27 protein-coding genes and 1 pseudogene are annotated in these 25793 nt (G+C 50.8%); 11 read left to right on the forward strand and 17 right to left on the reverse strand.

Going from position 1 to position 25793, the window contains the following annotated elements; translation table 11 throughout:
- Nucleotides 1-542: 542 nt before the first annotated feature.
- The 7 genes from AC5JLP_RS10790 to AC5JLP_RS10820 all read right to left on the reverse strand — a co-directional run bounded on the left by AC5JLP_RS10790 (nucleotide 543) and on the right by AC5JLP_RS10820 (nucleotide 6657).
- A complete protein-coding gene (locus AC5JLP_RS10790) occupies nucleotides 543-1391 on the reverse strand; it encodes a WecB/TagA/CpsF family glycosyltransferase (RefSeq protein WP_496067942.1) in 849 nt (282 codons plus the stop codon).
- Between the two features lie 333 nt (nucleotides 1392-1724).
- Nucleotides 1725-3737, reverse strand: coding sequence for an RNB domain-containing ribonuclease (locus AC5JLP_RS10795; RefSeq protein ID WP_496067943.1), 2013 nt, complete (start codon nucleotides 3735-3737; stop codon nucleotides 1725-1727).
- A gap of 134 nt (nucleotides 3738-3871) precedes the next feature.
- Nucleotides 3872-4087 carry a 30S ribosomal protein S18 gene (rpsR, locus tag AC5JLP_RS10800; protein WP_496067944.1) on the reverse strand — a complete coding sequence of 72 codons (216 nt, stop codon included), beginning with the start codon at nucleotides 4085-4087 and terminating at the stop codon, nucleotides 3872-3874.
- Between the two features lie 100 nt (nucleotides 4088-4187).
- Entirely contained in the window at nucleotides 4188-4382 is a 195-nt protein-coding gene (gene rpmG / locus AC5JLP_RS10805) for a 50S ribosomal protein L33 (RefSeq protein ID WP_496067945.1), read from the reverse strand.
- 46 nt (nucleotides 4383-4428) lie between these two features.
- Nucleotides 4429-4956 carry an RDD family protein gene (locus AC5JLP_RS10810; protein WP_496067946.1) on the reverse strand — a complete coding sequence of 176 codons (528 nt, stop codon included), beginning with the start codon at nucleotides 4954-4956 and terminating at the stop codon, nucleotides 4429-4431.
- A 96-nt stretch (nucleotides 4957-5052) separates the two neighbouring features.
- On the reverse strand, nucleotides 5053-5985 hold the full coding sequence (locus tag AC5JLP_RS10815) for a low-complexity tail membrane protein (protein ID WP_496068010.1): 933 nt from the start codon (nucleotides 5983-5985) through the stop codon (nucleotides 5053-5055).
- 462 nt (nucleotides 5986-6447) lie between these two features.
- Nucleotides 6448-6657, reverse strand: coding sequence for a hypothetical protein (locus tag AC5JLP_RS10820; protein ID WP_496067947.1), 210 nt, complete (start codon nucleotides 6655-6657; stop codon nucleotides 6448-6450).
- 217 nt (nucleotides 6658-6874) lie between these two features.
- On the opposite strand from AC5JLP_RS10820, the gene AC5JLP_RS10825 reads away from it, so the two are divergent.
- Both AC5JLP_RS10825 and thrC read left to right on the forward strand, forming a co-directional pair.
- Entirely contained in the window at nucleotides 6875-7012 is a 138-nt protein-coding gene (locus tag AC5JLP_RS10825) for a hypothetical protein (protein WP_496067948.1), read from the forward strand.
- 18 nt (nucleotides 7013-7030) lie between these two features.
- Nucleotides 7031-8161: a threonine synthase gene (gene thrC, locus AC5JLP_RS10830; protein ID WP_496067949.1), complete on the forward strand. Its 1131-nt coding sequence runs from the start codon at nucleotides 7031-7033 to the stop codon at nucleotides 8159-8161.
- Nucleotides 8162-8227: 66 nt separating this feature from the next.
- On the opposite strand, the gene fabI is transcribed toward thrC, so the two are convergent.
- Nucleotides 8228-9262 carry an enoyl-ACP reductase FabI gene (gene fabI, locus AC5JLP_RS10835; protein ID WP_496067950.1) on the reverse strand — a complete coding sequence of 345 codons (1035 nt, stop codon included), beginning with the start codon at nucleotides 9260-9262 and terminating at the stop codon, nucleotides 8228-8230.
- Between the two features lie 164 nt (nucleotides 9263-9426).
- Between fabI and ntcA the strand changes: the two genes are divergently transcribed.
- The 5 genes from ntcA (at nucleotide 9427) to AC5JLP_RS10860 (ending at nucleotide 14139) form a co-directional block, all read left to right on the forward strand.
- Entirely contained in the window at nucleotides 9427-10098 is a 672-nt protein-coding gene (ntcA, locus tag AC5JLP_RS10840) for a global nitrogen regulator NtcA (RefSeq protein ID WP_496067951.1), read from the forward strand.
- Nucleotides 10099-10433: 335 nt separating this feature from the next.
- Nucleotides 10434-11759, forward strand: coding sequence for a DUF3084 family protein (locus AC5JLP_RS10845; RefSeq protein WP_496067952.1), 1326 nt, complete (start codon nucleotides 10434-10436; stop codon nucleotides 11757-11759).
- A 36-nt stretch (nucleotides 11760-11795) separates the two neighbouring features.
- A complete protein-coding gene (locus AC5JLP_RS10850; protein WP_496067953.1) occupies nucleotides 11796-12254 on the forward strand; it encodes a pre-16S rRNA-processing nuclease YqgF in 459 nt (152 codons plus the stop codon).
- Between the two features lie 170 nt (nucleotides 12255-12424).
- Nucleotides 12425-13480, forward strand: coding sequence for an oxygen-dependent coproporphyrinogen oxidase (gene hemF / locus AC5JLP_RS10855; RefSeq protein ID WP_496067954.1), 1056 nt, complete (start codon nucleotides 12425-12427; stop codon nucleotides 13478-13480).
- 278 nt (nucleotides 13481-13758) lie between these two features.
- Complete coding sequence (locus tag AC5JLP_RS10860) at nucleotides 13759-14139, forward strand: STAS domain-containing protein (RefSeq protein ID WP_496067955.1); 381 nt, start codon at nucleotides 13759-13761, stop codon at nucleotides 14137-14139.
- Between the two features lie 200 nt (nucleotides 14140-14339).
- Here the strand turns inward: AC5JLP_RS10860 and AC5JLP_RS10865 are convergent, their stop codons facing one another.
- Nucleotides 14340-14930, reverse strand: a complete 591-nt coding sequence (locus AC5JLP_RS10865) for a class I SAM-dependent methyltransferase (protein ID WP_496067956.1) — start codon at nucleotides 14928-14930, stop codon at nucleotides 14340-14342.
- A 156-nt stretch (nucleotides 14931-15086) separates the two neighbouring features.
- Here AC5JLP_RS10865 and AC5JLP_RS10870 point away from each other — a divergent pair, with 156 nt between their 5' ends.
- A complete protein-coding gene (locus AC5JLP_RS10870) occupies nucleotides 15087-15716 on the forward strand; it encodes a GIY-YIG nuclease family protein (RefSeq protein WP_496067957.1) in 630 nt (209 codons plus the stop codon).
- Between the two features lie 445 nt (nucleotides 15717-16161).
- On the opposite strand, the gene gshB is transcribed toward AC5JLP_RS10870, so the two are convergent.
- The 5 genes from gshB to AC5JLP_RS10895 all read right to left on the reverse strand — a co-directional run bounded on the left by gshB (nucleotide 16162) and on the right by AC5JLP_RS10895 (nucleotide 18924).
- On the reverse strand, nucleotides 16162-17133 hold the full coding sequence (gene gshB, locus AC5JLP_RS10875) for a glutathione synthase (RefSeq protein ID WP_496067958.1): 972 nt from the start codon (nucleotides 17131-17133) through the stop codon (nucleotides 16162-16164).
- Between the two features lie 81 nt (nucleotides 17134-17214).
- Nucleotides 17215-17478 carry a glutaredoxin 3 gene (grxC, locus tag AC5JLP_RS10880; RefSeq protein ID WP_496067959.1) on the reverse strand — a complete coding sequence of 88 codons (264 nt, stop codon included), beginning with the start codon at nucleotides 17476-17478 and terminating at the stop codon, nucleotides 17215-17217.
- A gap of 93 nt (nucleotides 17479-17571) precedes the next feature.
- Complete coding sequence (locus tag AC5JLP_RS10885; RefSeq protein WP_496067960.1) at nucleotides 17572-17877, reverse strand: TMEM165/GDT1 family protein; 306 nt, start codon at nucleotides 17875-17877, stop codon at nucleotides 17572-17574.
- A gap of 131 nt (nucleotides 17878-18008) precedes the next feature.
- Nucleotides 18009-18488: a TMEM165/GDT1 family protein gene (locus tag AC5JLP_RS10890; RefSeq protein ID WP_496067961.1), complete on the reverse strand. Its 480-nt coding sequence runs from the start codon at nucleotides 18486-18488 to the stop codon at nucleotides 18009-18011.
- 61 nt (nucleotides 18489-18549) lie between these two features.
- Nucleotides 18550-18924, reverse strand: a complete 375-nt coding sequence (locus AC5JLP_RS10895) for a YkgJ family cysteine cluster protein (RefSeq protein ID WP_496067962.1) — start codon at nucleotides 18922-18924, stop codon at nucleotides 18550-18552.
- Nucleotides 18925-19203: 279 nt separating this feature from the next.
- On the opposite strand from AC5JLP_RS10895, the gene psb30 reads away from it, so the two are divergent.
- Complete coding sequence (gene psb30, locus AC5JLP_RS10900) at nucleotides 19204-19299, forward strand: photosystem II reaction center protein Ycf12/Psb30 (RefSeq protein ID WP_106254992.1); 96 nt, start codon at nucleotides 19204-19206, stop codon at nucleotides 19297-19299.
- Between the two features lie 156 nt (nucleotides 19300-19455).
- On the opposite strand, the gene AC5JLP_RS10905 is transcribed toward psb30, so the two are convergent.
- Nucleotides 19456-20322: an alpha/beta hydrolase gene (locus AC5JLP_RS10905; RefSeq protein WP_496067963.1), complete on the reverse strand. Its 867-nt coding sequence runs from the start codon at nucleotides 20320-20322 to the stop codon at nucleotides 19456-19458.
- A 25-nt stretch (nucleotides 20323-20347) separates the two neighbouring features.
- Nucleotides 20348-22405 (reverse strand): single-stranded-DNA-specific exonuclease RecJ, encoded by a 2058-nt coding sequence (gene recJ, locus AC5JLP_RS10910; RefSeq protein ID WP_496067964.1) that lies wholly within the window; start codon nucleotides 22403-22405, stop codon nucleotides 20348-20350.
- 592 nt (nucleotides 22406-22997) lie between these two features.
- Between recJ and AC5JLP_RS10915 the strand changes: the two genes are divergently transcribed.
- Together AC5JLP_RS10915 and AC5JLP_RS10920 are read left to right on the forward strand one after the other, a co-directional pair.
- The gene (locus AC5JLP_RS10915) at nucleotides 22998-23540 is read left to right on the forward strand and encodes a DUF4168 domain-containing protein (protein ID WP_496067965.1); all 543 of its coding nucleotides are present in this window, start codon (nucleotides 22998-23000) and stop codon (nucleotides 23538-23540) included.
- Nucleotides 23541-23542: 2 nt separating this feature from the next.
- Entirely contained in the window at nucleotides 23543-25321 is a 1779-nt protein-coding gene (locus tag AC5JLP_RS10920) for an alpha/beta hydrolase (protein ID WP_496067966.1), read from the forward strand.
- A 30-nt stretch (nucleotides 25322-25351) separates the two neighbouring features.
- Here the strand turns inward: AC5JLP_RS10920 and AC5JLP_RS10925 are convergent.
- Nucleotides 25352-25789: pseudogene (locus AC5JLP_RS10925) on the reverse strand (HepT-like ribonuclease domain-containing protein).
- Nucleotides 25790-25793 lie beyond the last annotated feature (4 nt).

A 25793-nucleotide genomic window follows, 5' to 3' on the forward strand; every position in this document is an offset into this window, starting at 1 on the left:
TCCGGTCAGCCCCTGCTTGGCACAGTTGCGCCACGACCTGCCGTCCCAGAAAACCTCCACCCCCCGTTACCACAATGCGCTGCTTTGTCAGATCCAATGCTGTTGTCATGGTTTATTTTTGCCCGTCGAAGCTGTATACCATTCTAAAAAAAGACTCGCACCAAAAACCGATCGTGCTGAAGCCAACGCTTTAACACAATACCCCTTCTACAGTTGCTCGGTCAGTTTAAGCGCACATAGCATTCAAGTAACCGTAGCCTAAAACCACAACAACAGCTGGCGACGACTCGCTAACGGACGATCGCTACACTGCGCATTTGAATAGGCACACGAGCGGTAACAAGTCCAACGCTCGGAGGTCGGCGTCCACCATCAACGGCACTCACAGCTCAAACGTGACGACCTTCCCAGTTTAGCGCTGGTGCTTGTGGAGGTGCAGCGGATGATACCGTGTACTTCATATCTCTGCTCTAGCAGCCGTTCACTCAAATAGTGTTTTTGCTTCAGAGGAAGTAGAAAGAAACCTAAACGCAGCCTCTGAATTAATCGTGGCTGGTTGCTTCAGACCAACGCCGTGCGGACAAACTAGTCAACCATTGGGTAAAAAAGAAGAGCAGGAACCGTGGATTGTGTCTGGCATAGCGTTTCCATAATCGCCGTGGTTCTGCTTTCAGGCGAAAGACCCACTCCAAACCAGCCTGCTGCATCCAAACGGGGGCTTCTTTAACGCGGCCAGAGTGAAAATCGAACGCGGCCCCAACGCCCAGCATGACGGCTGGAATCTTGTTGTGATGCGCAGCCATCCATAGCTCTTGCTTTGGGCAACCGATGCCTACAAAAACGATTCGTGCTTTTGATTCAACGATTTGCCGGGTGTATGCGGCATCTTCTGCGGCTGTCAGCGATCGAAACGGGGGCGAAATCTGGCACACAATATTGATGCCTGGATACCGTTTTTGCAGGAACGTTGTGAACAGCGCGAGGCTTTCAGGTGTGCCACCATAAAGCCCGATCGCCACTCCTTCCTTTGCCGCCGCTTCACAAATATGCAACGTGAGATTGGGGCCGCGTACTTGAGAGGCTTCTTTAATCCCCAAAGCGCGCAATGCCTGGACTAACGGCTTGCCATCGGGGGTGACTAAATCTGCATTGTTGACTGTGCGGGCAAACTCGCCTTGATCATAGGCTTCCATGACCATATGAACGTTGGCAGCACAGACATAACGGCTTTCAGCGGCCTTTGCCCAATTGATTACTTGTTGCGTAGCATCCTGGTAACTGGTAGCATCCACGCGCATTCCCAGGATGTGGCGGTGCTTGATCGAAACCCGATCGTGCGGTTTCAGCTTAGTTAGAGTGCTGGCTGCTACGAACTTGGTTCTATAATTCACTTATCGCTACCTACCTTTTCGTCATGATTTGGCTGTCTCAACGTTCAGCCTTGTTCAAGCGATGCTTTGAGAAGGTAGTCACCCAATATCTGTATTCACTGATTCGCAACCGTACTGGCTAAAGGCAGAGCTGCCAGGACTTGTGAATCAACCTTTCTCGGTATTGCCCTCCCATCTCTACGAAGGTTAAACCGCAAGATCCGGTAGATTTCACATAAAAGCCACGTAGAAGTCAAGTAGTTCTAAAGCTTCGATAAAATATTCTCGCCAGAGATGCGTTCACACCGCTGGCAGAGGCTGCTGCTATAGACGAAACGATCGGGTCAAGAGTGCCTAGTTTTTAGTCTGAGCTTCTTGGTACACCATTTCTTGAAACTGAATAATATCGTGGCGAGGATCAGCGTGGCTCACTTTTAGTTCCAGGCGATCGCCCGGTGTTACAGGTCGGGTGAAGCGCATGGGCAGTTCAATGCCCAAATCTTCCAACAGCACCAGTCCCAGGTTTTCGTGCTCTCTCAGCCAGCGCAGCATGAGAGCATCCCAGATCTCATCAGCATTACGCCGCAAAAACTCTAGCCCCCAATAGCGGTTTGTCTGACGTTCAACCAGCACCGCTTCGTAAGCGGCAGCACTGATGGTTAAGATCAGTTCCTTCATGGCTTCCGCCGAAAAGGGAAGGGTAGCCCCCCGCAGATGTGCCTTAATCTGAAAGTGTGCCAATAAATCGCTATAGCGACGGATTGGCGACGTGACTTGAGTATAGGTATCCAATCCCAGGCTGGCGTGACGAGCGGGGGTAATGCTGAGTTCGCTGCGAGGCATACACCGCCGAATCGCACAAGAACGCACCGGCCCTGACGGTAATTGCAGCAGTTCTTCTTCAGACGGTAATTCGGGCTGCGGCTGGTTGCGGAACGGTAGCGGTAGGTTGTGTGCCTGCCCATAACGAGCCGCCACCTCACCCGTCAAAATCATCATCTCTGCGACGAGCTGACGTGCTAGCGAATCGTTCAGTACCTGAATCGTAATCTCGTCCTCGTAAACTTTGATAGATGACTCTGGCATATGAATGCTGATGGCACCCTGGGACTGCCGCCAGGTTTGGCGACGTTTGGCCCACTGCGCGATCGCCTCTAGCTCTGACTCAGCCTGTACGCCAAGCTCCAGCATTTCATCCACATCATCGTAGGTGAGACGATAGGTTGCCTTAATCAGACTGGCGTGAATGCTGTAGTCCTCGATGGCACCTGCAGGACTCAAAATGACACTAAAGCTCAGGGCACAACACACCTGTCCCTGAATTAAACTCATCGGCCCTGTCGCCAACTCTGCCGGGAACATCGAAATCATCCCCGTGGGCAAATAGAGTGTGGTAATGCGGCGACGGGCTTCTAAATCAAGCTCATCGCCTGGCTGTAGCCAACGGGTCGGGTCGGCAATGTGAATCCATAGCCGCTGCCCACCACCGGGAAGGTACTCCAGGCTCAGACCATCATCAATTTCAAGGGTGCTTTCATCATCAATGGTGTAAACCTTGAGATGAGTTAAATCCAGGCGATCGGCATTGAGGTCAGGCGGCGGAGAGTTCAGACAATGATGTGCCACTTCCAATACCCTGGGAGGAAAGTGAACTGGAATCTGACTGCGACGCAAGAAGAGATTTTCATGGGAACTCCATAGTCCCAGATCGACCAGTAGTTGAAACGCAGCCTGAGATGTCTCAGGTCGTTTTAAGTGTAGCAGGGTTTCTAAAGCTGGTACGCGGTGAGTCGCCTCCTCACCAAAGGTTGCAAAGCGTTCGAGGGCATCTAAGCGGGCACGATCGCTCGCAAGCCAGGTGACAGGTTCTCCGGCTAAGCCCTGCTCGATCCGCGCTAAAAAGCCTTGCCATTCCTGCTCTCGCTGTGCTTCCATTTCAAGCTGATGCTTCAGCTCCATCACCTGAGCTTGGGGACGTGGTTCGTAGCGATCGCCCTTGAGCTTGAAGTAAAGCTTGTCATCGCTGAGCAGCCAATGAGCCGCGTAATGCAAAGGGGGATTTTTGTCAGAGAACAGCAATAAAGCCATTGACGCAGGATCAACGGTTTCACCGTCTTCGACCAGGATTTCCCAGGCAACCTCCAGGTTAGAAGGGTCAAGGTATGGCTGAACCTCTTGAAGAAAGCGAGAGATGTCTGCTGGCTTGTAAGTACCTTCAACCTCATAGGTGATCTGACGGGGATGAAGCGTATGCGCCTGACCACGATCGTCGGTGACGATCCAGTGTTTTTTGCCTTCAGAACGGTCGGCAACCGCAAGGCGGCGTTCACCGTTTAGACGAAATTCGACAAGCGTGCCCTTCTCCATTGAGGTGCGAGGTTTAAGGTGAGAGATTAAAGATCGAGAATGAGGTACAGGGTACAGGATGATGCGTTACCCTTCTTCGAGCCGCCGAAGCGAAACCCTCAAAGTTCCTGTACCATACACCCTACGTCCCTCACCTACCCTTCCTGGTTAACAAAGGGCAATAAAGCCAAAATACGAGCACGCTTAATCGACTGCGTAAGGTCACGCTGCTGCTTTGCAGTGAGGCCAGTAATCCGACGAGGCAGGATTTTGCCACGCTCGGTAATGAATTTACGCAGCAAATCAACGTCTTTGTAATCGATGGGATCTTCGGGCTTGATGGGTGAAACCCGGCGGCGGAAATAGGTCATGATGATGGTCGGTAGTCAGTGATCAGTGGTCAATATCGTGGCTATAAGGGACAGCCGTCACATCAATCAAGATAGACGACCGCCTGAGCGCAACAGCAGGTTATTTGATTTCCTTATGCACTGTGTGCTTGTTGCAGTGTGGGCAGAACTTGTTCAACTCAATCCGCGCAGTGGTGTTGCGCCGATTTTTAGTAGACGTGTAGCGAGAAACCCCTGGCGATCGCTTGTCGGGATTGGTGCGACATTCGGTACATTCCAGCGTAATTACAATGCGAACACCTTTACTCTTAGCCATAATTCGACAAGTCAGCGAAGAAGGATGATTTATACACAAACACCCATTATTTCACACGATCGCCAAGTTGAGCAAAGAATTTTTTCACTTTAATATCCAGTGAGTAGCCTCGCTGCGTTTGAATCATGACCGTCTGCGCAAGGCGATCGTGCCACGCTTGCCGAAAATCATCGTCCAGAAACGCCAGCCCACAATCGATCAGCAGGGGAATGGGTGCGACTAGAATCAGGCCATTGGTGGGGCTAAGGTTTACCAGGCCCAGTAAAAGCAACAAGCTCTCCAAGCCTGTTAAGGTTTCTCGTTTCATTAGTTCCAGAAGACCTGGTCGCGATCGTGTCCTGGGATCGAGCACCTTCATATCTAACGCCCACTGCCCCAAACTCTGCCCCTGGTTTTTGGCAACGAGAATGACGCGCAATCCATACCAACTCAGGATAAAGAGCGGAATGACTGCGCCTGACCCTCCCAACGTACTCAGCAACGACGCTACGCCGAAATCGATCGCAAACGCAGCGACCCGTCGATCGTTCGGTACTCTGGGAAAGCGTTGAGGCGAGCCTAGATCACGACGCATTGCAAAGCTCAAGAGGACTCATTTTATTCTAGGCGTGAAGCTGAAGTTGCGAGGCGTTGCATGACTCAAGGACGGGCGAGGGAAGGCTCACGTCCCTCACACGATGCGATCATCTTCCGTCTCAGATGATGCTGGTTCAACCGATGGGTCCTTAATTGAAGTGTCTGCGATCGAAGGTGCCTCAGAAGTCAAGCTCTCGTCAGTCGCGGTTAAGGTCTCAGGCGCTTCCACATCGGAGTGATCGACTGTACTTGCTCCCCGCATCGATGCTTGATCATCGCTAGCTATTGGTGAGTCTTCCAAAGAACCTGCTGGCTCTGCCCATAGGTCATCGGTGAGTGGTTTCACTGGTGGTGAAGCTACCGTCGTCTCGATCGAGCCGGCAGTCGCAGCAGCAGCAGAAAGTCCTTCTTGTGGGACGATCGCTGGTTTTGTGGCAGGCACTACGGGCGGCAAAATGCGGCTTAGCTGTAACCCAAGCAGCGAAAAGCTCTGTCGAATTTGCTCCTGCGGATAAGGAACTGTCTGTGTAAACGCCGATTCACTAGAAAGCATGACGCTGCTAACACTGAGTGGAACCTGTACAAAAAGGTTGCAGGCTAGAAAAGCGACTGCCGCTATCAACAAGCCCAGCCATCGCGATGCAGGCAAAAACGAGACAGACGAGGCCGCGATCGGTGCCAGCGCGTAAACTTTCCACAGCACAACAATCAGCGCGATCGCAGCTAGAACCGCTAAAACACGATTGCGAGACGACTTAAACAACGTTAGTAGTCTTCGCTGATCGTCCGTTAGGGCTGCGGGCTTTAGGCAAACCGTTACCAGGCTGAAGATATAGAACGGTCGCCGCCACTGCATCCAAAAAATCGGCACGATGCCCACTGCTGCAACCAGCAGAAGCTCTAACCAAACTGGCAATAAGGGATCACCTAAAGCAAACCCAACTAAACATCCTTCTACAAAGAGTGGAACGGCTGCTAAGCCTGTCAGGTGAATCCACAAATAGGGATCAGACCAGAAAGAGCGCATCACGACCTTCAACCAAATAAAGCCATGCCAAGTATAAAACCTGGTGGCACCGAAGCACTTGAAGGTAGAGATTCTCTACCTGCTGATTTCCAGGTAAGGCTCTTCTGACAAAAATAGGGCTTACGCATTTGGCCCCTCGACCTCCAATGCTGGGGGCTTTAATTGGCCCGGCTCCCCCTTTCTTGTAGCTTGCTTCCCAAAGGGTATGCCCAAAGGGCTATGAATTGGGGGCTAGGAGGCGAAAGATGACCACTCTTGCGTAAGTCCTAAAAAATAATGCCCTCAATCGAGCCGTAGACTCGGTCAAGTGTCTTTTGACGTGGAGAAACACGGGTCGCTAAAGTACAAGCAGCTAGTTCAGCGATGCCAGTTACTGTGTGATGGCTAGCAACGGACATTCTTAATTTAACAGAACGGGCATCTGGACTAAAGTGACCCATTACAGCGAAGCCAGCTTGCTCTCTATTGTTGTGAAGAGGAGCCTTCTGTTTGACGCTGTTGCTTAAGAGTCTGTAGCTGCTGTAATAAGGAATCAGCTTCTGCCTGAAGGTGAAGGAATTTGACTTGCTGATCCAGCCGATACTGAGCTTTCATTGCCTCAATTAATCGTGAACGCTGCTGATCAACGGCCGCTTCGGGAGTTTGTCTATCTGTAATAAGTTGGCTAGTCATTTGTACTCACTCGCATCACACGTCTCATCTTAACCTAAACTTTACAGAAAATTGTAATTTCCCGTACTGGCAGATTGTAAGTCGAGGGGTCAGTTTTCTAACTGGGCAAAACTACGGAAGTTAAACGCTTGATACTTAGCAATTGCAGAGGAAAGAGCCCAAGAAAACCTCAGCAATCAGTGAAACTGCATACGGGCTACTCAACGATCGAAGTAAAATGAGCGTTCAGGTTAAACTATTGCTAGAGCAACTGCAACCGATTCAGTGGATGCAACACGAATGCTTAATGCCACATTCACAAGACATGGCTCGACGCATTGTATTTGGTAGCCTTGCCCTCTATAAACCTGCTTAGCCCGATCGCGTACCTCCTGTGACCATAGCTTTATCTGCCGATTCTCATAGCCATTCTGCTCCATCCTCCAGCCACGACACGCGCACAACGAACGCTGGCTGGCGTGGGCTGATTGAAGCCTACCGCCCCTACTTGCCTGTTACCGATCAGACCCCTATTGTGTCGTTGCATGAAGGTAACACTCCTTTGATCCCTGTGCCTGCGATCGCGGCTCAAATTGGCAGGCAAGTACGTGTTCTGGTGAAGTACGACGGTTTAAACCCAACCGGGAGCTTCAAAGACCGGGGCATGACAATGGCGATCTCGAAGGCAAAGGAAGCGGGCGCAAAAGCTGTGATATGCGCCAGTACAGGGAATACCTCTGCGGCAGCGGCGGCCTATGCTCGTCGTGGTGGCATGAGGGCATTTGTGCTGATTCCCGATGGCTACGTTGCCTTGGGCAAGCTGGCGCAGGCGTTGCTCTATGGCGCAGAGGTGATGGCGATCAAAGGCAATTTTGACCAGGCGCTCACGATCGTCCGGGATATGTCCGCCCACTATCCCGTCACGCTGGTCAACTCAGTCAATCCCTACCGTTTGGAAGGGCAAAAAACCGCTGCCTTTGAAGTGGTGGATGACTTGGGTGATGCGCCTGACTGGCTCTGCATCCCCGTGGGTAATGCAGGCAATATTACGGCGTACTGGATGGGCTTTTGCCAGTACCATCAGGAACAGCGCTGCACCAAACTACCGCACATGATGGGCTTTCAGGCTGCTGGAGCCGCTCCCTTTATCGCAGGGCACCCCGTAGACTATCCCGAAACACTGGCTACGGCAATTCGCATTGGCAACCCGGCAAACTGGGAGCGGGCGATCGCGGTACAGCACGCCAGCCAGGGTTCGTTTAATGCCGTTACCGATGACGAAATTTTGGATGCGTATCGCCTACTGGCCTCTGAGGAAGGCATTTTTTGTGAACCTGCCAGTGCTGCCTCTGTAGCTGGGTTGTTGAAAGTGAAAGAACAGGTTCCTACAGGTGCCACGGTTGTGTGTGTGCTGACAGGCAACGGTCTTAAAGACCCCGACACAGCAATTAAACACAGCAACAACCAACTGCATCAGGGAATCGAGCCAGAGTTGACCGCCGTGGCACGAGCAATGGGGTTTTAGGAGGAAAGGCTAAAGGATAAAATTTAGCTTTTAGCCTAACTGCTTCGCAGAAGTAAACTACAGTCTTTAGCCCTTTGTTTCTGACATACCCATCACTTCATAGCCTGCATCCACATACAGAATTTGGCCCGTGATGCCGCTTGCTAGGTCGCTGCAAAGAAACGTGGCGGCGTTACCCACTTCGATCTGCGTCACGGTTCGTCGGAGGGGGGCAACCTCCTCAACGTGATGAATCATGTCCAAAATGCCACCTACAGCAGAAGAGGCAAGCGTGCGGATAGGCCCCGCTGAAATGGCATTGACTCGAATATTGTGCGGCCCCACATCAGCAGCGAGATAACGGACATTCATTTCTAACGCAGCTTTCGCAATGCCCATCACGTTGTAATTGGGGATCACGCGTGCCCCCCCAATGTATGTGAGGGTTACAATGCTGCCACCTTCAGTCATTAGCGGTTTTGCGGCAGCACACAGCTTTACCAATGAGTAAGCGCTGATATCTAACGCGGTCGCGAAGCCATCACGAGAGGTATTCACAAAATTTCCGGTCAAATCTTCTTTATTGGCGAAGGCAAGGCAATGAATCAAGATATCTAGCTTGCCCCACTGTTTTTTTACAGTCGTGAAGGTTTCTTCAACTTGGGCGTCATCCTGAACGTTGCAAGGCACAAAAAGGCTAGGCTGCAAAGGTTCTACTAGCTCAGCCACTTTTTTTTCAAACCGACCTTTATCGTCTGGTAGGTAGGTAACGCCAATGTTTGCGCCTGCTTTGTGAAGCTGCTGGGCAATGCCCCAGGCGATCGAACGATTGTTAGCAATGCCTGTCACAAGAGCATTTTTTCCAGTCAGGTCTAGCATAGCGACTATCTTCAACAGCAACAGTAAGAGTGCTTCAAGAATACTCAAAGATGGGACACAACGGGTAGCGCATAGAGTGGTGCTTTTTGACTGCCCACTCACAAGCGAGACGTACAACTCGGTTTTAGGAGCGATCGAGCGAATTTGTTGAGCCGATCTGCTGTAGTTGAGATACCTTGAAGCAGTTATTGCTTTTGCCTCTGGGTCAGCAGCATAGCTAGAAGTAGTCTTACTTAGAGACAAATAGCTGCTGTAAGGTGCTCAATGTGGCGATCAAAGAGAAATGTGTAACATCAGGCACAAAAAAGCAGCTCGGAGTGAGTTTAAGTGTTCTAAGCTACAAACACTTTATCGGTGTTTCGTTTGGGGCAAGGCTGAGCAGTTTCTTGGGCACCAGGTAAGGGGATATGGTAGTGACGCAAGATAGACCGCTAGCATCTGTATTTCGTCAGATAGGTGGAGGGGCCTTTCCACCCGTTGTCGAGACGTTTGAACGGGGTAAAACCATCTTCTTTCCAGGCGACCCAGCAGAACGTGTGTATTTTTTGCTGCGAGGCGCGGTCAAGCTTTCTAGAGTGTATGAAGCAGGGGAAGAAATCACCGTTGCACTCTTACGAGAAAATAGCGTTTTTGGTGTGCTATCGCTAATTACAGGACATAAATCCGATCGCTTTTATCATGCCGTTGCGTTTACCTCCGTTGAGTTGCTGTCAGTGCCAATCGAGCAGGTAGAAAAAGCACTTAAAGATAACCCTGAGCTGTCGATGATTCTGCTGCGCGGCTTGTCGTCTCGCATTTTGCAAACTGAGATGATGATCGAAACTCTAGCGCATCGAGACATGGGTTCTCGGTTGGTGAGTTTCTTGCTCATTCTATGTCGTGACTTTGGCGTGCCGACCAACGATGGTATTACGATCGACCTTAAGCTGTCTCACCAGGCGATCGCAGAGGCAATCGGGTCTACCCGCGTGACGGTAACTCGCTTACTCGGCGATCTGCGGCAAGACAAGATGATCTCCATCCACAAGAAAAAAATCACTGTGCATAACCCAGTGACATTGAGTCAGCAGTTTACGTAGGAAAAAGGAAGAAGGTTAGGACTTACGCATTTGGTCCCCAAATCCTCGATCCTTCGGGGCTTTAATTGGCTCGGTTCTCTCAGAATTAGGGGCTAGGAGGGCGAAAGATGACCGCTCTTGCGTAAATCCTAAAAGTAAAAGGCAGAGGGCTTTAAAGCTGACGGCTGAAAGCTGAAAACTGCCACTAAGCCAACTTCAAACGTCTCTTTCTCATCATCGCAAGTTACAAATTTAGCAACGCACAACAAAATTTAACGACTTGAGGTACGCTGTATGTGAATTCGCTCCAACAGCTTCATCAGGGTTGTGAAACAGGGGCCTTTGGGAGTGTAAGTGTGTCCGGCGGGGAAATTCTGATTTTGGCAGTGCTGATACTTGGTGCGGTCATTGCCACATTGGGCGATCGCATCGGCACTCGTGTTGGTAAAGCTCGTCTTAGCTTGTTTAAGCTGCGTCCCCGCAAGACGGCAACGTTGGTCACCATTATTACGGGAATTCTAATTTCGGCTTCGACTCTGGGCGTCTTGTTTGCTGCCAGCAACCAACTGCGTACCGGAGTGTTTGAGTTAGGCACCATTCAACGCCGACTGCGAAACACTCGGACTGAGTTGGAAGAAGCGAGAATTCAAAAAGGGCAAATCGAACGAGAATTGACAAAATCGCGCTCCGATCGAGCGTCTGCCAAAAAGCAGCTTGCCGAAACCAATCAATCGTTAAAAGGCGCGATCGCAGAACGATCTCGAGCCCAGGCCGAAGCGGCTCGCATTCAAACGGCACTGAGTCTCACCCAGGGGCGATTGGCAAATGTTTCTGCACAAGCCCTGCGGTTGCGATCGGAGATTGGTCAACTGCAAGCGGCACGCGATCGTGTGATTGGGCAACGAGAACAGGAGATTCGCGCCAGAGACCAAATTATTCAACAGCGCGAAGCCCGTCTTAAGGATCTGGAAACGCAGCAAGAAGATTTGACAAGAAGCGTGCAAGCGTTGCAATCAACTGCACAAGGGTTACGCATCGGCAATGTGGTAATTCTGCGAGGGCAGGTGCTGGCATCGATCGGCATTCGTACTACCAACACAGCAGCAGCGCAGCAAGCCATTGATCAACTCCTTCGTGAAGCCAATCAATCGGCTATTCGATTAGTACGACCTGGAACCCGCGATCGCATTGTGCAGATCACCAGTGCAGATGTGAAACAACTCATTGAACAAATTGATGACGGGCAGGACTATATTGTTCGCATCTACTCCGGTGCCAACTACCTTGTGGGTGAAAAGTTCATTCAGGTGTTTGGCGATGCTGTGCGCAATCGGGTTGTCTTTCTAGCAGGTGATGTGGTTGCTGGCACGTCGTTCAACCCCTCTACCTTGTCAGATGCTCAAATTCAGCAGCGCATTAACCAATTGCTGACCGCCGCTAATTTTCGTGCCCGTAATCTTGGGATTCTCACAGATTCTGTTCAGATTGGGCGGATTCAAGATGTCATTACCTTTATTGAACAACTAAAGCAGTACAAGCAGACGATCGAACTACAGGCCGTTACGTCAGATGTTACGTATACAGTTGGACCGCTTAATATCGATTTAATCGCCAGCCAGAATGGACAAGTGCTGCTCCGCACAAAGAATCTAGCACCTGCCACAGGCGGACAAAATCCCTAACGGTTTCACGTTGATGCTCTTTGGTCATGCCACGCTATGCTATCCAGCCCTCCTTCACAACCTGACCTCCCTCCGTCTGACCAGCCTGTCATTTTAGGGTTTGATCCCGGTCGTCGCAAGTGTGGTCTGGCCGTTATTGGCGTTGATCGAACGCTGCGCTACCACAAGGTTATTGAAGCGGAAGCGGCGATCGCAACCATTCAGCACCTGCGGCAGCAATTTCCCATTTCGTTGCTGGTGATGGGCGACCAAACCACAGCCAAGGATTGGAAACAACGGCTGAACCATGAATTAGTTGAACCTCTCCGCGTCGTGATGGTTGATGAGCGCCACAGCACCCTCCAAGCTCGCGATCGCTACTGGCAAATGTACCCCGCCCAAGGACTTGCAAGCCTGATTCCACAATCCTTTCGCACAATTTCTCGCCCGATCGACGACATCGTGGCAATTCTTTTAATTGAGCGGTACCTGGAACGGTTAGTGGATGAGGGGTGAGGGTAGGAGGTAGAAGGCAGAAGGTGGGGAGTAGGGAGTAGGTCAAGGAACAACTCAAAACTCAAAACTTTCCCCTTCCCTTCACACTTATTTATAAATCTCACACTAACTTGGTTGTGGGTACAATTCACGGTAGGCTAAGAAAGCATTAAGAGCGATCGAGATTGACTATGACTGCGTTTTCCACCTCTGAAACGGCTGTATCTTCACCGCTTCCTCCCAGTGATTCGCGGCAGCGAGTCAGCCAGTTCTTGCGAGGCTTACAGGATCAAATTTGTCAGGGCTTAGAGCAAGCAGACGATGGAGGCACCTTTCAGGAAGATAGCTGGGTGCGGGAAGAAGGCGGTGGTGGACGATCGCGTGTGCTGCGAGAGGGCAAGGTCTTTGAACAGGGTGGCGTTAATTTCTCAGAAGTATGGGGTAAAGACCTGCCGCCGTCGATCGTGATGCAGCGACCAGAGGCAAGAGGCTACGAGTTTTACGCGACGGGCACATCAATGGTGTTGCATCCCCGCAATCCCTACATTCCTACGGTGCATCTCAACTACCGCTACTTTGAGGCGGGGCCTGTCTGGTGGTTCGGTGGTGGCATTGACCTTACCCCTTACTACCCGTTTGCGGAAGATGTCGTTCACTTCCACCAAACGCTGAAGCAGGCCTGCGATCGCCATCATCCAGAGTATTATCCGACCTTTAAACTCTGGTGCGATGAATACTTCTACCTTAAGCACCGTCAGGAAACGCGTGGTGTTGGCGGCATCTTCTTTGATTATCAAGACACGCAAGGCATTCTTTACCCAATCACGTATCCTGGCTCTCAAAGTGACACAGACGCCGCTCGCCATAGCCAAACAGTGGGTGCTGTGAAGGGACGCACCTGGGACGATATCTTTGGGTTCATTCAAAGTTGCGGTACAGCGTTTTTACCCGCTTATCTACCCATCATTGAACGGCGACAGTCTCATGCTTATGGTGAGCGTGAGCGCAATTTCCAGCTTTATCGACGGGGCCGCTACGTTGAATTCAACCTGGTCTACGATCGAGGCACGATTTTTGGCTTACAGACAAACGGACGCACGGAGTCGATTCTGATGTCTTTGCCACCGTTAGTTCGCTGGGAGTATAGCTATACCCCAGAACCCAATACCCCAGAAGCCTCACTTTACGAGACGTTTTTGAAACCGCAAGATTGGGTAAACTGGACTCTACCAAGTCAAGCTGGGTAGAGTAGACTGCTTATAGGGTTTGTGTGGTATTACCATGCGGCGCTTAAGCTTACTGCGATCGAGATCTAACCAAAACTTATGCCCAGAGCCTCCAACAAACGGATGCTTCTAAGTGGGTGTGCTTAAGTGTAGTTATTTGTGCCGCTAGTCTGCTTAAAGGCGACTATTTGCCGCTGCAATCTGCTCTTGCGCACTTGAAGGCTAGAGACGTATTTCAGATCTTCGGTTAAAATCAGCCCAAGCGTCCACCGTTCGTAGGAGAGGGTAAAGCGAGCCTTATGGAGCAAAAATCGATTCACATGGAGCAGAAAACCCATACAACGCAAGACGGCACCACCGTCATTGTTTTAACGCCTACTGGACGGCTTGATATTACAACCGCATGGCAGTTTCGCCTGAAGTTGCAAGAATGTATTTCTAAACTCAGTCGCCATGTGGTGGTCAATCTTGGGCAAGTTAACTTTATTGATAGCTCTGGCTTGACTTCTCTGGTTGCGGGTATGCGTGATGCTGACAAGGTACGCGGCAGCTTTCGCATTTGTAATGTTCATCCCGAAGCCAAGCTAGTCTTTGAAGTGACCATGATGGACTCAGTGTTTGAAATTTTTGAAACGGAACAAGAAGCCCTAGAAGGGGTGCCCAGAGGTGTTGCGACCTAAAGTCAAGCTTTTAGATAAGGAGGCCGACATTCGGCTTTTCAACCCATCGTTAACAGGATTTACTGGCCGCTTAGCATGCAAGTGCAAATTTTCAAACCCCTTATTCCGTAGAGACCATTCTAAAGGTGAGCTGTGAAGGTGGGCCTTGCCATATCCAGGGCTGGAAGCCAAATGAGGTACATCCTCCCATGACGCTAAAGCTAGGTGTAAAGTGCAGCTAGAATTGTGGGTTGGGCGACGATTTGCCCCGGTGTGACCACAAACTCATCCACAAACGTCTCAATAAACACCTGACCATAGGGTGAAAGCAACGCCTCGATCGCTTCCGGGGTGTATTTTCGTAAGTGTTCTGGTTCTTCCTCTGGCCCCAGGCAATCGTTGGGCACGGCTACATAGAGCCGACCTCCGGGGCGCAAGACTTGAACAGCCCTCTCGATGCAACCACGATCATCTTCGATATGCTCCAGGGTTTCAGTTGCCACAATCACATCAAAACTGTGGTCGGGCAACGGAATATCCGGCAGGGTTGCCACAATCCCTGTGATCTCAGGCGGTAACTGAGCGATCGCCGTTGCAGAAATATCCAGCCCAGTTACAGCATTCCCAAAGCCGAGTAGCCGACGCGCTAACACTCCTGTGCCGCAGCCTAACTCCAGAACTTCGTTGAAATGCCCTATAGCCCAGCAGATTCTACCAAAACAGCCTGGGTATTGTCGCCAGGTTACGTCGCGTTCTTGTTGCCAAATGCCATCCCAGTAACCCGGTTCAAGATTGATATTGTTTGCGGTCATGTCGTCAACGGTTGCCTGAAGCGGTCACTCAAAGTTTACTGCACTCATACGAGCCATTAAAAACCGACCTTTGCACGAGACATAACTGCACATCAAAGAACTCTGAGCCAATTAGCGCCATTTCTGTGCCGTTTTTACAGATATAGCGTAGTCTGTATGGTGGTAATTCTACAGGTGGAGGTTGGCTTGACGTACAGCCGCGATCAACTCTCGCTTTTTTCGGTTGCTGAGCAGAAGACCTTAAAGTATGGGAGCCAACAACCAGAACGGCTAAAAATCAGTAGCGACACTTTGCAAGCTTGGAAACAGCGCCTGTTTCACTATCAGCAGCAGGTTTGTCTTACCCCATCCTTGCAGCAAGCCTTTCTCTTAGACTCAATGACAGAAAGCATTGCCGTTGATCCTAATCACATTGATCCGTTTAGCCTGCCTCAGCAGAACACTGAGTTTTGGCGGTGGAAAGCTGATGGACAGGGAGTGGCAGCGCTGTATTTTGTGATTGATTACGAACTGCCAATCTTGCTGTACGTTGGCGAAACGGTGAAATCTGGACAGCGTTGGAAAGGTGAACATGACTGCAAGCGCTATTTGCTGAACTATCGGCAAGCTCACTACCAAAACCAGCTTGAAACGCAGTTAGGGATAGCTTTTTGGTCATTAGCGCCCACTCAAACTCGCGATCGCCAACGGCTAGAATCAGCGCTCATCCACAAGTGGCGATCGCCGTTCAATAAGGAAAACTGGGACATGTGGGGAACACCGTTTACCGGACTTGTCATCGGTTAATGATGACGGCTAATAGCCATTGATTCAGACGGTTTTGACACTCTACTTTGGTAGAACGAGCCTTTAAACCTCACAGATTTCTCATTCCCCCTTTATGGCTGCTTCACCCACCAGCACCCTTGTACTGGCTATCTTGAAGCAGGTTGGGCTGTGTAGATGCCCACTCCACGAGAAGAACGAGAGGGACAGTAACGGGGGGCTTGTTACTGTCCCTCTTGTCTTAGGGGCTAAAGTACCCATCAACTGCGATCGAGTGAATTTCGGGTGGTGCTGTATGGTTGTAGCACAACGTTACATAGCAGCCATTTTGCCGACATCAGTTTCGACCGACGTGGGTGCATTGCCCTACTCACGGTTGTTGATTGGTCAAGCCACAGTTCCTTGAAGATGGGTGTGAGGTGTAGGGTGTAGTGGATGCAAGTGAAAATGACTGTGTTGCACAGTCCTACTTGCCTTGGCGAGTGCGTACAACCCACTCAATGACCTGTTGCCCCAGGCGAATGTTGTCTAATCGATCGATCTCACGAATACCTGTAGGACTGGTCACATTCACTTCGGTCAAGTAGCCACCAATGATGTCAATGCCGACGAAGATCAGGCCGTCGCGCTGTAACGTTGGTGCCAGTTGGCGGCAAATTTGCTGCTCTCGATCGGTTATCGTCGTTTGAGCAACCCTACCGCCAACCGCCATATTGCCTCGAAATTCGTTGCCTGTAGGAATGCGATTGACCGCGCCGATCGGCTCACCGTTCAGCAAAATGATCCGTTTATCGCCGTCTTTCGCTTCTGGCAGATACGTCTGCACCATTACCGGGACGATGCCCTGATGCGTACTAATTTCAATTAAGGAATTAATGTTGCGATCGCCCGCCTCAAGGATGAGAATGCCCTCCCCAGCTTTGCCGCCCAGTGGCTTTAAGACGGCAAGGCCCTTACGCTCTACAAAGGCTCGAATGACCTGCTTATCTTGGCTGACGATGGTTTCTGGGATGGCATCGCTGAACTGTAAGGCATACATTTTTTCATTGGCTGCCCGAATGCCTGCGGGTGCGTTAACCACCAATGCTCTGGCGGGATTAATGTAGTCCAGAATGTAGGTTGCGTAGAGGTAAGGCACCGTCACGGGGGGATCAGTCCGCATGAAGACGGCATCCATCGCCTCAAGGGGAAGCAACGTGCGATCGCCCAACGTAAACCAGGGATTAACCGCTACCCAAAGCCCTTCGCTCAACTGTACAGGTGTAAATTCAACGCGTTCTAACAGCGCAAACGCCTTACCGTTGGCGACACCTAGCTGTTGCGCTTGAGTGATCCAAACGTCGTGTCCCAACGCTTGTGCTGCTTCCATCAGCGCCACGCTGGTATCATGTCCAGGGTCGAGCCGCTGAATCGGGTCAATGATGAAGGCAAATTTCACGGGGTGTCCTTAGGCGAAGATTAATCGTGGGCCGTCAATCGCACATAGACAGCAGACGACTAATGGTGGGCTATGGACAGTTTAACTGGCCTGGAGTAGCGGATCGAGCTTCCCTTGAGCATTCAAAGCCGTAATGTCGTCACACCCACCAACATGCTGATCGTTGATAAAAATCTGCGGTAGAGAGCGATGACCGTGAGCACGTTGCGACATCTTGGCTCTAGCCGCTTCATCGCCATCAATGCAGTATTCGGTGTACTCTACGCCCTTACGATCGAGTAATGCCTTTGCCCGAATGCAGTAGGGACAGGAGCTCCAGGTGTAAATCTCAACATTAGCAGCCATAGTTCTCTCAGTGCAGGGTTTCTGCAAGCGTTTTCAACAGGGTTGTCAATCTCTATTTTAAGTCGTGAAGATGGAAAACGCTGTCAACGAAGCTTATTCAGGGGACGTTTCTAGAACTTCAGATGAGTCTGATTTAGGTAGCAGTAAGCGTAACGCCATCACAGCAAACCCGATCGCGGCAGCAATTTTGACCAACCGTTGCGGCAGCAAATGAGCGGTACCTTCTCCCAAAAAAACCCCTAACAAACTTGCCAGCAACAGAGCCGCAGCCGTGCCCAAAAAGATGGTTCGCGGCGACTTGGAGTTACCACTGAGCGCGATCGCTGCCAGTTGGCTTTTATCGCCCAACTCTGATAGAAACACGGTAATGAAGCTGAGTCCCAAGAGATGCCAATCCATAAGAAGTTTTGAGTTTTGAGTTTTAAGTTGGTTTAGTGGAAAGCTATCAGCTATCAGTGGTCAGCCATCAGCATTGAGCTTCTCATCTTCTCCCTTCTGCCTTTTGCCCTCCGCCCTTTGCCTTCTGTCGCCTATATGCCAACGGCATCCCACAACATTGCGATCGACAGCAGTGCCAGGGTAATACCAGCCGCAATATCCAGCGTTCTAGGAGAGACGCGAGAAGACAGCCATTGACCGACGAGAACGCCCAGCAAGCTTGTCGTAATAAGGGCGATCGCGGCTCCTGTAAAAACAGACCAGGGAGCGTGTGATTGAGCAGACATTAGAAGCGTTGCTACCTGGGTTTTATCGCCGAGTTCTGCCAGAAAGATCGTAATAAACGTGGAGCCAAATATCTTCCAAAACTGTGCGTTTGATCCAGCTAGAGGTTGAAGTGGCTCAGCAGTTTGCGTGGTTATCTGAGCGATCGCTGAATCAACTGGCTGCTCATGCACCAGGAACTTTGGGTCGTTTGGGGCTTCCGGGTCTATCAACACACTAGTAGCGCTGAGATGAGTACGTTGAGAGATCTGAGACAGTCCGTAAACGGCAATTGATGAAGCTTCCACGGCAAATTCAAGGTTGGGGATGACTTGTTTTCATATTCTTTTCATTATCTTAAATTTGTTGCTAAAGGTCAAGCGCGCTGTCTATGGTAGTGCCCACTTCACGATCGAACCGCAACATTTCCAGGCTACGATCGCCGTAGACACCTTCAATCTGTTCCTGGCAGCAGGCGATCGCAAAATCGTTGAGGTCTTCTGGCTCGACCCCAAACATATCCTGGAATACGTCTGGCTCGACGCGGCAAAAACGTGGGCGATCGGTGTAAATGCCACATTCGCGGGTTGCGTGGTCAAAGTGAATGCACCAGCCATTCTCACCTACCAGGCTCAGGTAAAGTGTCAGTTCTTGAGGCGAGAGGTAGTCTGCTAAATCAGGTCGATCAGCTGGGTCTAAGTGGCAACATGCACCACACTGTTTTACACAACGCCAGGTTGCCATAGGGGAGAGGGGAGAGATGTAAGGAGAGAGGAGAAGCAGGGAATGAGTTTTGAGTTTTGGGTTTTGAGTTACGGCTGACCGCTGACTGCTGACCGTTGATAGCTATTCCCCGTCAGCTTAACGGCTTGCACTTAGTAGATATAGATGAAGTTTCGCCATTATTTTAACTTTTGTAAACTTTCTTAGAAGTGGGCAAAAGACCCAGATAAAATTTAATCGTTGCAGAAATGTTACGACTGCTCATCAAGTTTAGTTCAGCGACGGATAGGGAGTAAGGACATGGAGTCGATTATTCAGCTTACAATGTTAGCCGCGATCGTCATCGCTGGCCCTGCTGTAATTTTTCTACTGGCAGCCCGTGGTGGCGACCTCTAGGGCATTGTACCTGCCTACGGGCGATCGTGTTTAAGTGCCAAGGCTATTGGTTGAAGCCATTTAAACCCCCTAATAGCGCGCTTTTGAGATTTTTTCTAGTATGAGAGAGTAGTGACTAGCCCGATTCACGTCGGGCTTTTTTATTGGCGACTCGTTTTAGGGCTTTTGAGTTTGCTCGACCGTTTTCAAATAGTTTCGCAATGCCTGGTTGTATTGCTCTCCTGCAATTTGTTCAACATCGTTATGGTCTGCGCCAGTGACTTCTAAAAAAGTCTTGGGCTGATTGGCTCGATCGAACAATGCTCGTCCGTGCCAGAGGGGAATGGTCTGATCGTTGGTGCCGTGAACGAAGAGAATTGGGCAATGCACCGCACCAATTTTGTGGATATTAGCGAATTTGTCGAACGGGAAAAGGGGCACGCGAGTAATCACCCGAAAAATGCTGGTGAACCCACTTTCTACAATGAGGCCACCAACGGGCTGTCGGGTTGCCAGGTCAATACTAGGGCCGCTGCCGACCGATCGCCCGTAGAGAATAATGCGGCTGGGCGGCTGTTTGAGTGTCGTGGTTAAATACTGGTAAGCCGCATCAATATCGCGATAGGCGTTTTGCTCGGATGCCTTGCCCTGACTGGTGCCGTAGCCCTGATAGTCGTAGGCAAAAACATTCACGCCGATCGCTCGAATTTGCTCCAGCAAAGGACGCACGTCACCTAAATCTTCGCCATTCCCGTGGCTGTAAAGAACAGTGTAGGGTTGCTGTTGCTTTGTTTGTGGGCTGGGTAAATAAACGGCGGAAATTTGCTTTTTGTTGGCCGTTGTGAGCTTAATCAATTCACGCGTGTCTTGATAGCTGGAAGGCTGGGGTTGGAAGATTTGACGATCGCTGAAGAAGTACGCATAGCCACCGATTGCAAGATAGATGAAGAGTAGCGATCGCATAATACGCCCCCAGGAGAAGGTGCCAAACAGTAGCATGCGAAGGCGATTGCGGCTTACTTTTTGATCACCGTCAGGTTCCATGCATTTGGCTCCAATTTTGATTGTGTTACGGCGATTGATTAGCATTTTCCAATGCAATAACCGCAGCTTTAACGACCTCGTAGTAAGGAGGCTTGCAGACGCTAACTGAGATGGGGTCGCACTGATGTTCGTTAACCGTGCCCATTTTCTGGCCTTGCTGCACGATGAGTTCTTTGCCCTGTGGACTCAGGATTCTGAGTTGTTTGCCTGTAGCTTGCTGTAGAACCTCGCAATGATATTCGCGCTTGTTATGCAGAAAGGTGATGGAAGCCGCGATCGCCACAGGCTTGCGAACTCCGACTAATTCTAGTTCCAGTGAAATCTCACCGTTCCAGTCGTTGGTGCGGAGACGATAAGCAATGTCGAGTTGGCTGGGTAGGGGAGAGTAGTCGCCCCAGCGCCACGCGATCGCGGTAAATTTGCGGGGCTTGCCAGGTAAAGCCCCCTCCTGACTCAACGTGAACTTGATGTGTCCTTTGCCAATGCGTTTTTGCTCGATGACGCGCACATTAGCAGACCAGAAGACTGGATCGGGATTTTCAATACCACAGGGATGGAGCGCATCGATCTGAGCGTAAAGGCTGAGATCAAGTTGATCGAACGTGGCTTGAGCATCGATCACAACGAGGGGTTTCAGGTGTTCGGGTTGCAGGCATTGGTGCGCGAAGGTTTGAAGGCGCGATCGCAGGTTTTGCAAATTTGCTGCTTCCAGAGAAAAGCCGCCAGCCGCACGGTGTCCTCCAAATTTACCAAGCAAATCTTTGCAGAATTGCAGGGCGTCAAACACGTTGAACTCAGGAATACTCCGTGCTGATCCGCGTATGTGTGTCTGTGCCTCATCTTCATAAGTGCCAATGAATACGGGCACGCCATAGCGCTCAACCAGCCGCGACGCAACGATGCCAATCACACCATGATGCCAGTTGGGTTGTACCACTACTAAGACTCGACTCTCGGCTGGTGAGACAAAAGGGGCCGCAGGATTACCGGATCGATTGATGGCATCTTCGACGATCGCGATCGCTTCTTGCTCAATCTGCTCACACAACTGCTGACGCTGTTTGTTGATTTGTTCGCACTGCATGGCTCGTTCGAGCGCGACCCCATCATCATCAGTCGTCAATAGCTCGATCACAATTTGCGGATCGGCTAAGCGACCTACAGCGTTGATGCGAGGCCCCAACCGGAACCCGATCGCCTCTGGCTTCATCTGTTTGGCACCACTCAGCCCAGTGACTTGAATGAGCGCCTGCACGCCAGCCAGCTTGGATTTTGGCAACAGTTGGAGTCCCTGTCTCACCCAGCGACGGTTAACGCCTGTGAGTGGGGCTAAATCGGCGATCGTGCCCAGCGTGAACAACTCCAGCAACGAATTACCTAGCTCGTGGGTTTTACCCAGACTTTGTGCCAGCGCGATCGCCAGAATGTAGGCCACGCCAACACCTGCAACACCTCGATAGGGAGATGTTTCGGCAATCAGCTTGGGGTTGAGGATCGCATTGGCATCGGGTAGTTCGGGAGGCAGGTCGTGATGGTCGGTGATGATGACGGCAAGCCCCAGTTCGCGGGCACGAGCGATCGGCTGATGGGCTGCAATCCCGTTATCCACCGTCAAAATCAACCCCACACCTTCATCGTAAAATTCTTCAACGATACGCTGATTGATGCCATAGCCTTCGCTCATGCGGCTGGGAATGGCATAATCGACCTGTGCGTCTAACGTTCGCAGGGCGCGTAACAGTAGCGCTGTGCTGGTCATACCATCAGCATCGTAATCGCCACAAATGGCAATTTTCCGACGCTGGTTAATGGCATTAATGAGCAATTCCAGGCTCAGCGGTAGATCAGTAAAGTCTTCTAGCGGCGAGGGCAAAACCTCTAACTCTGGGTGTAAAAAAATCTGTGCCTGAGCGGGTGATGTAATGTCGCGATTCAGCAGCACTTGCGCTAACAGGGGTGAAAGGTTTGTTGCTTGCGCGATCGTTGCGGCTTGTTCGCACTGAGCAGGCGCAATTTGCCAGCGCTGGTCAAGCTGCTTACTTAAGACTGGTTTAACGGAAGAAGGTGAGCTTTGAGTAATCACAGATTCTTTCAAAGAATTGGAGACATCTAGTCATGCTTCAGATCAAGCATTTTTGCCGAACAGCAAAAGCTGATGCTGTTGCTTGCGCTAGAGCGCGTCATCAACTAAGCTCAGAAACCTTGACATCAGCCTTACCGCGCCCGTTCTAACAAACAAGGCTAGGGGCTAGAATGCGTGCTGAAAGCCATGTATATGAGAAATTGATGACAGCCCTTAGTATGCACGTGTTTTAGTTAATCTCTTACAATCCAAAAGATGAGCGCTCAAATATTTGGTACAAGAGTATTGCTAAATTTACTGCAAGTTGGGGTCGATCGCTCAAAAACATCCTTAAAAAGGTAGAAACATTTGTAGCAATTAGTCAGTCTTTGGTTGAGCATCGTTTTTGGCGAGTCCCTACTACACTGCTACGGAGCGTATGACGCTAACCAAAATTGCAGAAATTTTGAGTTTGATTAGACTTAAGCTATGCGTTTACCAAAAACTATACGTTTACCTGATCAAGGTTGAACGCGATCAAATCTGATTGCGAATACACCTGCTTGTGAGGCAGGTCGTCATGAACCCAGTCACTTATTCCAGGAATTCACCCATGATGAAGTCAATGTTGGCAATCGGTTCACTTCTTGTTGTTGCAGCAGTGAGCAGTGTACCAGTCCACGCACAGACCTCGCCCTCTAAGCCTGCCCCGACTGAAAAGCCTGCTCCGACTGAAAAGCCTGCTCCCGCAGCAAGCCCCGCTCCCGCAACAACACCTCAAGCCAAGATCAGTGATGATGAGCTGAAAAAGTTTGCCGTTGCGACCAAGCAATTGCTGACGATCGTGAATGACGCCGAAGGTCAAATGGTGCAAGCGGTGCAAAAGCAAGGACTTTCCGAAACCCGCTTCAACGAAATTTACCAATTAAAGAAAAACCCAGCTGCAAAACCAACGGCTCAGATTACGCCGAAGGAAGAAGAAAGCTACAAGCAAGCGGTTAGCCAACTCACTCAGATCCAAGAGGCTGCTCGAGCTAAGATGGACAAGGCTGTGCAAGCGCAGGGATTACAGATGGAGCGGTTCAACCAGATTTTTGTTGCCGTACAAAATGATCCTCAACTGCGGCAAGAAGTGCGAAAAATGATTCAAAACTAACGATGAACCTCACAAAACCCGCGCTGCGCTATCCCTACCTTCTCTGGACGGGAATCCTGCTCAGTGCTTTTGGCTGGTTAGGGGCACTGCAAAAACCTGTGCAGGCGGCAGATCGGGTTTATGTCTCTTATGGCATTTTGGAGCGATCGATCCCGGTATCTTCACTCGAAGCCTATGCCAAAAATGGGACGATCGATGATGATCTTGCCGTCTATGCCCGCTATGGAGATGCCAAGCAGCTTCAGCAGCTCAGAAGCGTGCTCGTAGCGCGGGCTGACATTGATCTGGTGACAGTATCGCAATTTCTTTACACGCCTCAGGGTGAGGTGCTGCTTAAGCGTTTGGGGCAGGTCATTCAGCCAGAATCGCGCGATTCTGGCTTTAAGGCCATTCGTGCCGCGCTGATTTTGGCTGCTGCCAACCAGGACGGGTTAACGTTACTCAACGTGCTGCGGCAATTTCCCACACGAGGCTTGCGAATTGATGTGGAGCGCAGCCTGGAAATTGCTGCCGCTCTGCAACAACTGGTGAACCAGGCAAGGCAGGCAACTGCACTCGTCCTTCAAGTCGCACAGCAGGAACAGGCAACGGAAGCGATCGCCGTTAACCAACTACCAGATATTCGTCAGCGAGGGCCTTTTACCTGGCAAAAGCAAACGCTTGCACTGGTTGATCCCACTCGTAGCGCCGTCCTTAACCCAACCACTCCTGGCACAGCAATCCCCCCCCTTGGGAGTGCTTTACCTCCGGTGTCGCCAGGGGGCGCTGTGATCGGTCGATCAGTCCCTGTGGATCTGTACTTGCCAAATCAGGTCACTCCAACATCCACACCCATGCCTGTGATCGTGATTTCTCACGGCCTTGGTTCTGATCGGACGACCTTTGCCTATTTAGCCATTCATCTTGCCTCTTATGGGTTTGCGGTACTGGTGCCCGAACATCCTGGTAGCAACGCGGCACGCCTTCAAGCACTCATTAATGGCACAGCCAATGAGGTATCAGAGCCAGCCGAATTTGTGAATCGACCGTTGGATATCACGTTTGTGTTGAACCAGGTGGAGAATCTGGTGAACGCTACCCCAGACCTTCGTGGTCGGTTCAACTTTCAGCAGGTTGGGATGTTGGGTCAATCGTTTGGCGGTTACACAGCTCTGGCCGTAGCGGGTGCTCCGATCAATCCACAGCAGCTACAGGCAAGCTGTCAAAATTTAGAGAATACGCTGAATTTGTCGCTGCTCTTGCAGTGTCGGGCGATCGACCTCAAGCCACCCGAACCTGTGCTTCAGGATAGTCGCATCAAAGCGGTCATTGCCATTAACCCCATTACCAGCGCGGTGATGGGGCAGACTAGCATTAGCCAAATTAAAGTGCCTACCATGATTGTCACGGGCAATGCTGACACGATCGCACCCGCAATGCTCGAACAAATTCAACCCTTTACGTGGCTGACAACGACTGATCGATACCTGGTTATGCTGCAAGGGGGCACGCACTTTTCGACACTAGATTCCACAAACTCTAGAGACGCGCTGCCACTACCACAGGAAGTGGTTGGGCCTAGTCCCGCGACCGCTCGACGCTACATAAATGCGCTAGCGGTCGCCTTTTTTCAGACGTATCTTGCTAACAACAACGCCGATCGCAGTTATCTCAGTGCGACCTACAGCAACGCCATCAGCGAATCACTGTTACCGCTGACGCTGATTCGTACCTTAACGGCTGATCAGCTTGCTCAAGGACTGGCAAACACCACTGCATCCGTCACGACACGATCGCCGTAAAGAATAGAAACCGGAGCAGGCTGCGATCGATTAGGGATCGATCGGCTCTGCTTCCAATAACTGCTGTAACGGGGCAGCGAGCGAGGGCAGATCACTCCGGATGCCATCCCAAACAATTTGTGGATCGATCTGAAAATATTCGTGAGCGATCAGGTTTCGTATATCTCCCATCTGTCTTCAAGGAAGCTGCGGCGCACGACTTTGAACAGCGACAGGAATGCTCCTTGCTGCCTCTCCAATGACAATAAAGTCAAAGAGCACTGCTCTCAGGATCATCTCGTTTGACTCAAATTCTGCCCAAGTCATAACTGCCGTGCGACGTCGAATGTCTACGATCGCCGTCAGAATATCTTGAGTGCGAAGCCTCCAGTCATCTAGAACACACGAATTGCATTCCTCAGCACGGGTTCTCGTAGATGCTGCTGTAAAGCTGCCACGGTTCCTATGTCTACCGAGTGTTCTACACAGCTCT

The organism is Stenomitos rutilans, assembly GCF_059505485.1.